The sequence below is a fragment of the Bacillus sp. SRL337 genome (assembly GCF_984799155.1).
In genome coordinates this window covers 454,000-467,135 of the sequence record NZ_OZ481793.1, presented here as the reverse complement: position 1 = coordinate 467,135, position 13,136 = coordinate 454,000, and the positions used below count along the sequence as shown (strand labels likewise).

Genomic DNA, 13,136 nt, shown 5'->3' with positions numbered 1-13,136 from the left:
ATATGCAGCTTTTTGTATTTAGTCCTTTTCAGCCCTTCCATTCACATATCAAGGTCAATTGATTTCCTTTTAACTCAGCCGAGATACGGCCGTTCATTTTTTCCATTAAGCTCTTCGCAATCGGCAGCCCTAACCCGGTACCTTTTCCTGTCCGCGTCTGGTCCGCTTTATAAAAACGGTCGAACATTTGAGTGACATCCTGTTCAGTGAGTTGATCGACTGTATTGGAGATCCTCAGTTGAACCGCTGCATCCGCTTCTTCAAGGCTGATGGCCACATTTCCTGTTGAGTATCTGATCGCATTGACCACTAGGTTTTCCACCACTCTTTTAACAGCAGATGAATCGGCTGACATCATAATTTCCTGCTCCGGAATATGGATTTCCGGCTCTATTTTTCTTTTATTAAAACCCTCATAAAACCCCAATAGAGCGTCCGTAATCAAATCGTTGAGCCTGACTCTCTCCATTTTCAACGGATAATCTGTTTGTTCGATAATCGACAGCTCAAAAAAATCTTCAAGAAGGATTTTCAATCTTCCTGCACTATTTTTTATCGTTTTAATGTATTCTTTTTTCAACTCCGGGCTAATTTCATCAGATTCCAAAAACTGTATATACCCAAGGATCGAGGTCATAGGTGTGCGGATATCATGTGAAATATGAGAGATTGCCTGCTTCAGCTCGTTTTCTGTGGAACGTTTGACGGCCTCGGCCTGTCTGGTCAGATCAATCTGTTTATTGATTTCCTTTGCCAGTTCCTCAAAATGGCGGTCATTATAGCTGATATCGACCTTCTTGGCTGTTTGGTTACGATTGAATTGATGAAGCTGACGGGTTGTATGTTTTATTTCTTTTTTCAGCAGATAGAAACGAGTGAGGACAACTGCGAATGCTATCATGACGATTATGAATAAATAGAGCATCAGACCTCACCCGCTTTCTTGGTTACTTAATTTCTTTTTGTTTAAAGATAAAGACGCCTATTGCCCAGAATAATAGAAACGTTAAAATGGGAATCACGACGATGAAAACCATGTCACTGCTATTCAAGGTCTCTACAATGCTGATCTTGTAGATCAACATAAAAACAGAATGAGTGAGTATAGGTTCAAAAGCCGGTACTTTAGCGGCCAGCACTTGCAGCGGCCAGTCAGCAAATATAAAGAACATCAGAAGAAAGCCTATCGTTTTTCCACTGTCCGTGAACAGGATTGAAAAAATCGCCATGATGGAGGCAAAGGCAGCTCCGTATAAAACAATCAGCCCTATGGTTTGCAGGTAATATGTCATTTCAGGCATTCTGTCAAATCCAAAATAGATAGCACTTGTTCCCGTCATCACAATAGGTAAAAGCAGGGATATGATGACCGCTCCAATGGAAAACGCAAGTAACTTCGCAGAGTAGATGCTCAGCCTGCTTTTTCCTGAAGATACGATGCTTTTCATCGTCCCCATGGAATATTCACTTGTTATAAAGAACCCGGCGAGAATACTCGGGATCAGTTTCACAATATTCGCATGTGGCCCAAGAATGCTTTCCCGGTAGTAATCACTTACTGCCGGCAGGCCTGAAGCGCCATTGTCGAATTCTATAAGAGGAAACAGGACTGCCAGCGCAAGTAACATCCAGGTCAGGAAGCGGAATGAACGGTCTTTCTTTAACTTGTACCACTCTGTTCTCAGTAAGTTACCCATGCTGCACACCTCCGATACGATTGCTGAAATAGGTTTCCAAATCTTCGCCCATAGGCATGAATTCTTCGATGATCAAGCCCTCATCCGTTAAGAATTTGGAGACTTTTCCTGGTGCACCAACAGAGGCAAACAGCTTAATCGTTCCATCGGGCATTACTTCAAAATCCTTCGTAGATAACTGGCTTTCTATTATGGTTGCCGCCTTGGTTGGATCATCTACTTTGATATGCAAGTACTGCTGGCATTTTTCATGAAGCTCTTTCGCAGATAACTGTTCCAGCAGCTCCCCTTTATGGATGATGCCATAATGGGTGGCCAATAAATGCAGCTCACTTAAGATATGGCTTGAAATCAGAATCGTAATCCCATATTCCCTGTTAAGCTTTTTCAGCAGTTCCCGGATTTCCACAACACCCATTGGGTCCAGCCCATTAATCGGTTCATCCAAAATCAAAAACTCAGGATCTCCCAATAACGCAATCGCCAGACCAAGGCGCTGCTTCATTCCTAAAGAAAAATTCTTCGCTTTCTTTTTTCCTGTATCCTGCAACCCAACCAGCTTAAGCGTTTTGTCGATGCACTCTCTGCCTGGTATGCCTTTCAAAAGACGGTGTGCTTCCAGGTTGTCCTTGGCGGTCATCTGCGGATATAAAGCCGGCCCTTCAATGATCGTTCCGATTCTCTTTCTGGCCTCAATGATGTCCCGTTCATTATTCTCTCCAAATAATTCAAACGTTCCCGATGTTGGGTACGCAAGACCGGTGATCACACGGATCAACGTTGATTTCCCGGCACCATTCTGTCCAATGAACCCATAAATAGAACCTTTTTTTATCTTTACACTTACTTTATCAAGCGCCATATTCTTTTGATATTTCTTCGACAATTGGCTGGTTGTCAGTACATAATCATTCATGAAGAGCTTCCTCCTTACGTCATAATTCCAATTTGAACGCTCTTATACTATAAGAAGGAAACCATAAGAAAGTCTTAAGCGAATCCTTAAGAAAACCTTAAGTTTTGAGTTTGTAGCCCATTCCCCAGATCGTTTCAATATACTCTTCATTCCCATTTGCTTTCGCCAGTTTGCTCCTGATATTGCTCAAATGAACATTTATCGTATTGTCATCTCCGTAAAATTTTTCATTCCACACGCTCTCAAACAAGTTCGCCTTGGAAAAAACCTTTTTGGGGGACGACATCATCAGAAGCACTATATCGTATTCCCGAGCCGTCAATTTAAGCTCGATTCCGTTCACTGTCACGATCTTAGTGTCCACATCCAACCGAATGTCCTTATGGATCAATTGTTTCGTTTCCGCCCTACCCGATAGATCACGATATCTTCTCAGGCATGAATCAATCCTGGCAGATACCTCTTCAATATCGAAAGGCTTGGTTATGTAGTCATCAGCCCCGGCTCTTAACGCATTAATCTTGGATTGAGTCTCAAGCTTTGCCGAAATGATAATGACAGGGATCTTGCTCTCATTTGTCACCTTTTTTAAAATCTCCTCACCGGACAAACCCGGGAGCATCAGATCAATCAGGACCATATCCCATTTTTGGGAATCCAGGTATATCAATGCTTCCGTTCCGGAATAAGCCGGCTTTGGCGAATAGCCGCTCTTACTGACAATATTGCACAGCAGGCGGTTAATGTCCTCATCGTCTTCGATTATTAAGATATTTACTGTATCATTCATCGCAATCATCCTCATCGTTATTAACCTTATCATTTATTGAATTGCGGGGAATGTCAAGTTGGTCAAAGCCAGCAGGGAATCAAACGCTTTGCCGAATTCAGGGAAACTCAATGGCCGCAATGCATTTCACGAAGGGGCTCTGTTAAAGTATGTTATTGTTTTTGAAGAATATGTTGATTTCCGCTCCAGGTGTGCGACTCCGCGGGGCGGTCTCACACCTTCCACTTCAATCAACGCTGCAGAAGAACTAAAGTATCTATTCGAAAAAAGATACGGAAACTAGCATTTCATAGAGAGATTAATCTTCCATTAACATTTTATAGAAGATTTAAGCGGTGATATAGTTTTAGATTAACTGAAAAAAAGAAACGACTTCTTCCTACACCTTTACCTAACAGAACCTACGAAAAAAGCCGAAGATCGTTAATTCGATCCTCAGCTTTCTTTATATTTCTCCTTAACGGCACCGGAACCGATTCCGCCCCCAACCATCAATATCAACGGACCAAAGTTCCAAAGGAAAGAACCACCAATAAAAGTGATATCAAAAGACAAAAATTTGTTCAGAAGAAGAACGCCGATCTTCATGACCAAAAGGACAAACCCAATTAAGAACAGTACATCAAAGAAAAACTTTACCTTGGGGTAGGCTAACTGCTTACTATCCTTAATCACTTTCTCCTGCAGTTCTTCATCACTTCTTAACAGTTCATCGATGGTAATTCCAAATAGGTCACTTAAGCGGATGATGACTTCGATACTGGGATAATTCTGGCCATTCTCCCATTTAGAAACGGACTGCCGGCTCACAAAGAGCTGTTCAGCCAACTCTTCCTGAGACCAGCCTTTGTTCTTTCTCTCCGTTTTCAACTTTTCACTAAATATCATTATCGTAACGCCACCCTTTACTAATCTATAATTCCATATTGGTGAAATCAGCCTAAAAAGTAAAGATAATTATCGTTGCAGCCCCGTGCAACCACTGGTTGCGGATCTGTAAAAGCTTGATATAGAGAGGGTTCGTTTCTTTTTTATGTATGTCTGTTTTTCAGGAGGGAAGATGGACTCACCCAAGGTTGGAGTTCACTTCGTCCTGTTCCATAAGAAAAGGGCCAAGGCGGTCCCTTGTCCCTTTTCTTATGGATGTATCGGCCGTGGCACAAACTCCACGAGTGTAATCTTGAGCAATTGACATATTCACACCAATTTTCCGGTTTTGTGCAGCGCGAAAACGATTTCCACAACCATAGGAACCGTCATTATGCTTAGAGTGATACTAAACAGGACTTAATTGATTGATTCAAATGCTAAAAAATGTTGGAGTGACTGCTCATGTTTGTCGAGCATGATCTGTTCGGGCTTGATTCCATGCCCGCGCAATACTTCAATGTTCTGAACGAGAAATTCGTCACTTCCAACAATATAGAAGAGTCCATCCTTGTCTGCTGCAAGATGGTTCACTTCTTCATAGTAGTCATTACGGTTATCAACGAACTGTGCTGTGAACTTCTTATCAGGTGTTGATTCAAAAGTAGTAGTAAAGAGGAAATCCTTAGATGAATCAATGTTCAGGGAATGTACTTGATTAACATTGTCCGCACGTTCGAGATAATCAAGTACAAGCGGTCTGAAAGTTGCCAGGCCGACACCTGATGACAGCAGGTAAACACTTTTCCCTTCTCTTTTAAGCGGTACATTCGAATGTGTTTTAAATATCGCCACTTCATTTCCGACATCAAGATTTCTTAAAATCGATTTGAATTCAGAGCATTGCTCTTTAATGCGTGTCGTGATTCCGATTGAATTTTCATGCGGTAAAGTAGAGATTGACATATGGCGAATCAGGCTTCGGTTTGGTTTATCTCCGGCATTAAACCCTTCCAGTGCAAAGTGCGTGTGGGAACCTTCTTCCCATGTGAAGTTTTCCGGAATGTCGAGTAAGTACGTTTTGACCTCAGGCGTTTCTTCAATAATTTTATTTATCTTAGTCCAATAAATTTGCATAATACATTCTCCTCACTCACGTAAATTGATCGTTACTTTATACTATACAATAATTGATAACTATTCTCAATTAACTCGTTTGGAAATTTAAAGAAGATTTATATAAGTAGCATTCACTAGATATTGATCCATACCTTTTCCTTTTGTGAAACGTACAACTCCTCGTTCAAAAAAATCCCCCGAACCATTAGTTCGGGGGAACATCAACCACTTTATATTCAACTAAAACAATATCAAAAGCTATTGCAACTCTATCGTTGCTACACACTCCACGTGCATCGTCTGCGGAAACATATCCACCGGCTGCACTTCCTGTGTTTTGTATCCTCCGTCTTCCAGCACTCGCAGGTCGCGGGCGAGGGTAGCAGGGTTACAGGATACATACACAACCTTACCCGGTTTCATCTCCAGGATTGTATTCAGAAGTGCTTCATCACAGCCTTTTCGCGGTGGATCCACGACAAGCACATCCGCTTTGATGCCTTCTTCGTACCATCTGGGGATGACCACTTCTGCCGGTCCTGCTTCAAATTCGGTGTTGGTGAAGCCGTTCAATTCAGCGTTTTTCTTTGCATCTTCAATTGCCTGCGGGACGATTTCGACTCCATATACCTTTTTCGCTTTCTGGGCAAGGAACAGGGAAATCGTGCCAATGCCGCAGTAGGCATCAATGACGTTTTCATCTCCGCTCAAATCTGCATATTCCAGGGCTTTTTCGTAAAGGACACGTGTTTGATCAGGATTCACCTGATAGAAGGAGCGGGCTGAAATCGCAAACTTAACGTCGCCGATGAAGTCATAGATCACTTCTTCTCCCCAAAGGACATTCGTCTGGTCGCCCATGATGACGTTTGTTTTCTTGGAGTTCACGTTTTGGATGACGGATTTCACCCCTTCAATGGCGCTCACGATTTCCTCGACGATTTGATTTTTATTGGGAAGATCCGCTGTCCGGGTCACCAGGACGACCATCACTTCGCCCGTTTGATATCCGTACCGGGTCATGATGTGTCTCAGGGTGCCGCGGTGCTTTTCTTCATTATAGGGACGGATGCCGTACTTTTGGCAGATTTCTTTTACCTTCTGAATGATCTCGTCGTTTTTCTCATGCTGGATCGCACAGCGTTCCATGTCGATAATTTCGTGGGTGCGCTGCTGGTAGAAACCTGCAACCAACCCGCCTTCCCTTTCGCCGACCGGTACGGCAGCTTTGTTGCGGTACCGCCACGGATTATCCATTCCAAGTGTCGGGTGCACCGGTACCTCAGGAAGCTTGCCAATCCGGGCCATGACATCGCGGACATGCTTTTCTTTTGCCTTCAACTGGCCTTCATAAGAGATATGCATGACCTGGCAGCCGCCGCATTGGTGATAGATTGGGCACTCAGGGACTTTGCGGTATTGACTTTCTTCATGAAGCTCAATCAGCTTGCCGAAGCCGTAGTTTTTGCTCGCTTTGACGACTTTGACTTTCCCTCTTTCACCAGGGAGGGCATTCGGTACAAACAATGGATAGCCATCGATCTTCGTGACCCCGTTCCCGTCGTGGGTCAGGTCTTCGAAATAGGCATCTTCTATATAATCGTTTTTATTAACGGGTGCTCTTTTACTCATCGTATTACTTCCTTCGCTCATTTTGTCGTAACTGATTGTACCACAATTGAACCGCTGATTGCGAAAAGCTGTAACAGCCCTGAATTGGTAATTTTTATGCCGTGAAAAGAAGGATCTATTTCCAATAGATTGACAGCTGAAATTAAGGAGGGTATCTCGCGTGTTTAAAAAGAAAGTTTCCACAAAAATCGTGGAAAACCGCAATTAAAATCTGTGGAATTCCGCTTTCTTTCCCAACCCTCAAACAGCAGGATAACAGGCTTTTTCTCCGAATTTAGTAGGTAATCTATTAGAGGAGGAATGAACTTGAAAAAATCAAAAATTGCCGCTGTCACTCTAGCCCTGTCCCTTTCTGTCGCCCCTGCCTTCAGCATCGCGAAGGATAAAGCTGTTGAAACGGAGCATCATCATGACCATAACGTCACATCCACGTATATTGACTCCCTTCCAAAAGCGAAGGAATTCGCCCCGGATAAAGGGCCGGCCGTCGTTGAGAAATCAACCAATGTGGTCGAGCTTGATGAAAACGGAAAAGTAAAAGCGAATATGAAAACAGAAAAAACGCTCTCATCTAAAAATACCAATAAAGCCCAGGCAAAAGCGGCCGCCACTAAAACAGTCACAGTTCTGGCAGTGGCCGATGAAGAATACCGTGCAGCCTACAGCGACTGGCAGACACGCGTCCAGCAAATCGTTGAAAAGGCAGATGATGCTTTCACCCGTGATCATGGCATCGACTTTCAAGTTCAGGCCGTTGCAAACTGGACTTCCCAAGGCGGAAACAGCTCGCAGATCCTCTCCGACCTGAGCAGGGACTGGAGCGGCTACAATTATGACTTCGTTGTCGGATTCACAAGGGACGCAAACTTTGAAGCCGGCGGAATCGCCTATGTGTATCCTTCCGCACCTGGCGGCAGCGCGTTCAGTGTCAACTTGGATCAAGGTGTCACCAACACGGCGAAAGCCGCGCAGCATGAATTTTCCCATAACTACGGCCTTAGCCATGACGCCCAAGGAAGTGGCATCCGCTGTGTCATGAATTATGATTATTCTTATTCTGTCGACTACTGGCACCCGCAGCATAATACGCAGATCCAGAACAATAAGAGCTGGTATGGGAATTAAAACGTTTTGAGGAGAGGGCGGTTTTCGTCCTCTTTTTTTGCGAGTCTATTTACCTGCCATACGGAGAGCAATTGTTTTATTAAATACTATTATTAGTAGGTTTCTTTGTAATCGTACACCGAGGTAACCCCCATCCTGTAAGGATACGTTTGCCCCATTTACGTAAAAAAGGAATGAAATTCTATGATTTCATTCCCTCCTCACACTTATCGCCTCAAATTCTCCTGATCCTTCAGCCTGTTCTGCTGATCGGGCACTCTGCTTTTGTCTTCTACACTTTCATTCTTCTTTTCTTCCTGAAAGTTGCGTTCTGTTTCTTTGAGGTTTTCATTCTTTTCTTGTTTGCCTGACATGAACTATCCCTCCTGTTTTTTTATGTGTTTTCCCTTCTATATGTCTATAAAACAATCTTTTTATGATAAACTTAATATGTATGAATTTTCCAAAAGGGGAGTTGCTCATGTTAGGTCAATTGCAGCCGAATCCAGAAAGTCCGGTGATAAAAAATGATGCCAAGGTGCGATTTCTGCATCTCCTGCTTTATGGGGTCATCCTGGCCGTACCGGGATACTTCATCAACCGGCTTCCTTTCCCAGGTGATCCATTCAACGGTGCGAAGGATTTTATATGGTTTTCCTATTTTATGATCGTCACTTTCGGCTTTGCTCCAACCCGGAGGCTGATTACACCGCTGTTTAACTTCAAGGCTATGAAAGATCCCAAAAGCTATCTCTTCATTTTTGCCACCTTTCTGATTCCCTACACTCTCTTCCGGTTCTGCATTCACTTTGAAGTGCTGCTGGATATCTATTATATTTACGATTTCAAATACAACATGCTTACAGCCAGCAGTTTGGCCAGCACAATCGGGACTGCCTTGCTCACCCCGATAACCGAGGAAATCCTGTTCAGGGGCATCCTGCTGACTGTACTGTTAAGACTGCTGAAACCATTCTGGGCGATCAGTATGACCGCCGTCCTGTTTGGCATCATTCATCCTTCCGAGGCATGGCTCTTCACTTTCATGGCCGGGTTTCTTCTGACTTTTACCGCATATAAAACCAAGTCCCTGATCCCTGCCATCGCTGCCCACAGCCTGTGGAATTTATATCACACCCAGCTGTTTCTATACTTCTGAACCTATTAATCAAACGTTTGATTAATACAAAAGCGCAAGCGCCTTGATCAGCCCCGACAGGCATAAGACGAGCCGGCGGGAAGGGTGCCCTTTACCTTCTTGACGGATTGGCTTATGACCCCGAGGGGCTAGGCGCTGGAGCTGGATGATACAAAAGCGCAAGCGCCTTGATCAGCCCCGACAGGCATAAGACGAGCCGGCAGGAAGGGTGCCCTTTACCCTTCTTGACGGATTGGCTTATGACCCCGAGGGGCTAGGCGCTGGAGCTGGATGATACTAAAGCGCAAGCGGCCGTTCAGCTCCGTACAGATTGGAGGGCTTCTGCATGAGATAAAGGAAAACACAACGAGCGTAGTGAGTTGATGTTGACTTATCGCAAGGAAGAAGACCGAAATCTGCTAGGAGCTGGCCGCTGGAGCTGGATGATACTAAAGCGGAAAGGTCCCGTTTAGCGGCGTACGAACTGGAAGGCTTTCGTATGAGATAAAGGAATCACGAAGAGCGAAAGCGATTCGATGATGACTTATCGCAAGGAGAAAGACTGAAGTTCGATAGCCGCTGGGACCTTGTAGCTGGATGATACAAAAGAGCAAGCGCCTTGATCAGCCCCGACAGGCATAAGACGAGCCGGCAGGAAGGGTGCCATTTACCCTTCTTGACGGATTGGCTTATGACCCCGAGGGGCTAGGCGCTGGAGCTGGACGATACAAAAGCGCAAGCGCCTTGATCAGCCCCGACAGGCATAAGACGAGCCGGCAGGAAGGGTGCCCTTTACCCTTCTTGACGGATTGGCTTATGACCCCGAGGGGCTAGGCGCTGGAGCTGGATGATACTAAAGCGCAAGCGCCTTGATCAGCCCCGACAGGCATAAGACGAGCCGGCGGGAAGGGTGCCCTTTACCCTTCTTGACGGATTGGCTTATGACCCCGAGGGGCTAGGCGCTGGAGCTGGATGATACTAAAGCGCAAGCGGCCGTTCAGCTCCGTACAGATTGGAGGGCTTCTGCATGAGATAAAGGAAAACACAACGAGCGTAGTGAGTTGATGTTGACTTATCGCAAGGAAGAAGACCGAAATCTGCTAGGAGCTGGCCGCTGGAGCTGGATGATACTAAAGCGCAAGCGGCCGTTCAGCTCCGTACAGATTGGAGGGCTTCTGCATGAGATAAAGGAAAACACAACGAGCGTAGTGAGTTGATGTTGACTTATCGCAAGGAAGAAGACCGAAATCTGCTAGGAGCTGGCCGCTGGAGCTGGATGATACTAAAGCGGAAAGGTCCCGTTTAGCGGCGTACGAACTGGAAGGCTTTCGTATGAGATAAAGGAATCACGAAGAGCGAAAGCGATTCGATGATGACTTATCGCAAGGAGAAAGACTGAAGTTCGATAGCCGCTGGGACCTTGTAGCTGGATGATACAAAAGCGCAAGCGCCTTGATCAGCCCCGACAGGCATAAGACGAGCCGGCGAAGTGGTGTCCTGACTTGAGAGACCTGATGCAGGCATTGTCGTCTCTTGAACTATAATAAAAACCCGCCAGCATGGCGGGTTTTACACATCAAGGTTTCGGGTTGATCACGAAGCCAAAGAAGGAAATCGTCACAATGCACAGGAACATGAACCCGTACAGTCCCAATGCCCACCAGGCGAAGGTTTTCCGATACTGCCTTCTGATGAAGCTAAAGAGCGCCAACCCGACACCGATCAGAGGGAGAAGCATGAAGAAAAGATCAGACAGGCGCCCGATATCGTCCATCCGAATCAAGAAGATGTTCAGGTAGGCGAGTGAAATCAGTGCACAGATAAAAGACGCGATGCCAAGCCTTGTTTCTTTAGTCTTTACCGGCTTCTTTTTTACCAGTTCCATAAGCGCACCTCCCCTATCTGTATTTGGCGGATCGAGTCATTGTCTTTCAGTTTCAATATCTCTTTGACCGGGCCGGTGAGCACTCCTCCATATGAATAGAGGCCATTGGCTTCGAGGTGTTTGATGCGATAGTCGAGGTCAAGCCATTTTCCATGTGAGATTTTCACCGCTTGCTCCTCATATTTTTCAAGGAATTTCAAGCTGTCCATAAACTGTTCTTCATTTGGCTTTTCGCTGTGATAAGGCGACCAGGCATCGGGGTCTGTCTGGGCAGGATACCCAATCGGCGGCAGGTATCCGCCTTCGAGGCTTTTCCCCTTTGCCTCAAGGCCGGTATCAATGGCATACCATCTCCATTCGACATCGATGCCCTTTGTCACATCCGGCATGTCAGCAGGTTCCCTTACTTGATTCAACGAGACATATACTTCTGCCACCGTACCCTCCGGCAATTTTTCCAGTGTACCCCATGGGTCATTATCGCTGTTGGATATCGTTGCATCAGGGTGGTACAATTTTTTGGAATCAAAATAAGGAATATCGTCAGGCGGATTCTCCGTAATGTAGTTCCGCTCAGGAAACTCTGGCCGATCCAGATCATAGGAAACCACCCAGTCCCCTAAGTTGATATCCTTTTTCCCGACTCTTTTATATAGGTCCATGTATACATCCAGCGAAAACAGGCCGACACTCTCCTCGATGTCCATTTCCTCCAGGCTGACATTCGGCTCCGTTACATAGATCGTTTGGGCGGCTACATCAATCAGCTTATTCGCCCGGTCTCCCCATCCAAAATAAATGAAACTCAGCATCGTCAGGATCGGATAGATTAGCAGGAGAATCATGGTTACATAGGCAATCAAAGAAAACCTGGCATTCCGGACACTTTCTTTTAACATGGCCCCTACCTTCTCAGGAGGCAGTTCATCCTTCTCCGGTTCGGCTGACCCCATTTCATCTGAAATGATATCCTGATAGATATCCAGCTTCTCCAGTTCTTTTTCCACATCGTCCGCTTCTTCTTCGGGAAGGTTGCCCTTATAATACTCTTGCAGCTTCTTTCTCCATTCTTCACTCATTCCATGCCACTTCCTTTCTTGTAGAGCAGCTTGAGCCGGCTTCTGCCCCGGAAGATGTGGGATTTCAGCGTGTTTTCTTTGATGCCCAGCATTCCGGCTGCTTCTTTATAGGAATACCCTTGTATGTCACAAAGGACGATTGCCTCTTTTTGAAGAGGTTTGAGCTTAGCCAGCTTTTGATGAAGCTCTTCTTTTGCGGCGATCTCCTGGTATTCGTCTTCAGCTGAACGCCCTTCTGTCATGCCTGTAAAATACTCCGGCTCTTCAACTGTCACCTTTTTGTTTCTCCTCGTGTAATCAATGAACGTATGATAGGCGATTTTCAGCAGCCAGGATTTCATAGCATTCGGCGGAATTGCCCCCAGTGCAGTATAAGCCTTCATGAATGTATCCTGCGTAAGATCTTCCGCTAATTCTTTATCCTTGCACAGCGAGAGAAGATACCGGTAGACATCGTGGATGTACAGCTTATACAGTTGTTGAATCTCCAATATCTCCCCTCCCTTCACTTTAAGAACGATTGAACCCTTATAAAAGTTGCAGGCATTTTGCAATCCATTCCATCTTACTAAAAGGCTCTTTTCGTAACTTTGTTGCTATCTGATCATAATTCCGAAAAGTAATGACCGAAAAAAGAAGAGAGAATAGAGCTTCTCTCTTTTTTCAGAGCGAAAAACTTAGTTTGCAGGGGGAAAATCCGGCTTTTGGGATTCTTCCGGAAGCAGCAATATATGTGACTAAAAAAAGATGATTATCCCGCTTTTGCATTTAGGCAAGCAATCATCTTTCGAAATATGGAAGAGCATCACTTATGTATGGCTGGTCTTCTTCACCGCCGAGACAGGCGAAGACAAACAACAGAGTGATGATTGACAACCTTCGCTTCAAATGAAATAAAACCGGCAAGCC

Annotated in this window: 14 protein-coding genes; 3 read left to right on the top strand and 11 right to left on the bottom strand. The window is 45.1% G+C overall.

Annotated features, from left to right (window positions below; genetic code table 11):
* Positions 1 to 28 precede the first annotated feature (28 nt).
* From AC4E8A_RS02390 to AC4E8A_RS02375, 4 genes are all read right to left on the bottom strand, one after another.
* A complete protein-coding gene (locus AC4E8A_RS02390) occupies positions 29 to 925 on the bottom strand; it encodes a sensor histidine kinase (RefSeq protein ID WP_490196586.1) in 897 nt (298 codons plus the stop codon).
* 22 nt (positions 926 to 947) lie between these two features.
* Positions 948 to 1,697: an ABC transporter permease gene (locus AC4E8A_RS02385; protein ID WP_490196585.1), complete on the bottom strand. Its 750-nt coding sequence runs from the start codon at positions 1,695 to 1,697 to the stop codon at positions 948 to 950.
* On the bottom strand, positions 1,690 to 2,613 hold the full coding sequence (locus tag AC4E8A_RS02380) for an ABC transporter ATP-binding protein (protein WP_490196584.1): 924 nt from the start codon (positions 2,611 to 2,613) through the stop codon (positions 1,690 to 1,692). The genes AC4E8A_RS02385 and AC4E8A_RS02380 overlap by 8 nt, the downstream gene beginning before the upstream one ends.
* Positions 2,614 to 2,710: 97 nt before the next feature.
* Positions 2,711 to 3,403 (bottom strand): response regulator transcription factor, encoded by a 693-nt coding sequence (locus AC4E8A_RS02375; protein WP_490196583.1) that lies wholly within the window; start codon positions 3,401 to 3,403, stop codon positions 2,711 to 2,713.
* Positions 3,404 to 3,461: 58 nt separating this feature from the next.
* On the opposite strand from AC4E8A_RS02375, the gene AC4E8A_RS02370 reads away from it, so the two are divergent.
* Entirely contained in the window at positions 3,462 to 3,686 is a 225-nt protein-coding gene (locus AC4E8A_RS02370) for a hypothetical protein (RefSeq protein WP_490196582.1), read from the top strand.
* Positions 3,687 to 3,838: 152 nt separating this feature from the next.
* Here AC4E8A_RS02370 and AC4E8A_RS02365 read toward each other — a convergent pair whose 3' ends face one another.
* The 3 genes from AC4E8A_RS02365 to rlmD all read right to left on the bottom strand — a co-directional run bounded on the left by AC4E8A_RS02365 (position 3,839) and on the right by rlmD (position 7,021).
* A complete protein-coding gene (locus tag AC4E8A_RS02365; RefSeq protein WP_490196581.1) occupies positions 3,839 to 4,291 on the bottom strand; it encodes a helix-turn-helix domain-containing protein in 453 nt (150 codons plus the stop codon).
* A gap of 399 nt (positions 4,292 to 4,690) precedes the next feature.
* Entirely contained in the window at positions 4,691 to 5,407 is a 717-nt protein-coding gene (locus AC4E8A_RS02360; RefSeq protein ID WP_490196579.1) for a dihydropteridine reductase, read from the bottom strand.
* A gap of 240 nt (positions 5,408 to 5,647) precedes the next feature.
* Complete coding sequence (gene rlmD / locus AC4E8A_RS02355; RefSeq protein ID WP_490196578.1) at positions 5,648 to 7,021, bottom strand: 23S rRNA (uracil(1939)-C(5))-methyltransferase RlmD; 1,374 nt, start codon at positions 7,019 to 7,021, stop codon at positions 5,648 to 5,650.
* Between the two features lie 306 nt (positions 7,022 to 7,327).
* Here rlmD and AC4E8A_RS02350 point away from each other — a divergent pair, with 306 nt between their 5' ends.
* Positions 7,328 to 8,146 (top strand): zinc-dependent metalloprotease, encoded by an 819-nt coding sequence (locus AC4E8A_RS02350; protein WP_490196577.1) that lies wholly within the window; start codon positions 7,328 to 7,330, stop codon positions 8,144 to 8,146.
* A gap of 206 nt (positions 8,147 to 8,352) precedes the next feature.
* Here AC4E8A_RS02350 and AC4E8A_RS02345 read toward each other — a convergent pair whose 3' ends face one another.
* A complete protein-coding gene (locus AC4E8A_RS02345; protein WP_490196576.1) occupies positions 8,353 to 8,499 on the bottom strand; it encodes a hypothetical protein in 147 nt (48 codons plus the stop codon).
* Positions 8,500 to 8,606: 107 nt separating this feature from the next.
* On the opposite strand from AC4E8A_RS02345, the gene AC4E8A_RS02340 reads away from it, so the two are divergent.
* Positions 8,607 to 9,284 carry a CPBP family intramembrane glutamic endopeptidase gene (locus tag AC4E8A_RS02340; RefSeq protein ID WP_490196575.1) on the top strand — a complete coding sequence of 226 codons (678 nt, stop codon included), beginning with the start codon at positions 8,607 to 8,609 and terminating at the stop codon, positions 9,282 to 9,284.
* Between the two features lie 1,555 nt (positions 9,285 to 10,839).
* Here the strand turns inward: AC4E8A_RS02340 and AC4E8A_RS02335 are convergent.
* Genes AC4E8A_RS02335 through AC4E8A_RS02325 form a run of 3 tightly spaced genes read right to left on the bottom strand, consistent with a single transcriptional unit; the run spans position 10,840 to position 12,718 of the window.
* Positions 10,840 to 11,148: a hypothetical protein gene (locus AC4E8A_RS02335; RefSeq protein WP_490196574.1), complete on the bottom strand. Its 309-nt coding sequence runs from the start codon at positions 11,146 to 11,148 to the stop codon at positions 10,840 to 10,842.
* Positions 11,136 to 12,227, bottom strand: a complete 1,092-nt coding sequence (locus tag AC4E8A_RS02330) for an anti-sigma factor (protein ID WP_490196573.1) — start codon at positions 12,225 to 12,227, stop codon at positions 11,136 to 11,138. Before AC4E8A_RS02330 ends, AC4E8A_RS02335 begins: the two co-directional genes overlap by 13 nt.
* On the bottom strand, positions 12,224 to 12,718 hold the full coding sequence (locus AC4E8A_RS02325) for a sigma-70 family RNA polymerase sigma factor (protein ID WP_490196572.1): 495 nt from the start codon (positions 12,716 to 12,718) through the stop codon (positions 12,224 to 12,226). Before AC4E8A_RS02325 ends, AC4E8A_RS02330 begins: the two co-directional genes overlap by 4 nt.
* Between the last annotated feature and the right edge of the window lie 418 nt (positions 12,719 to 13,136).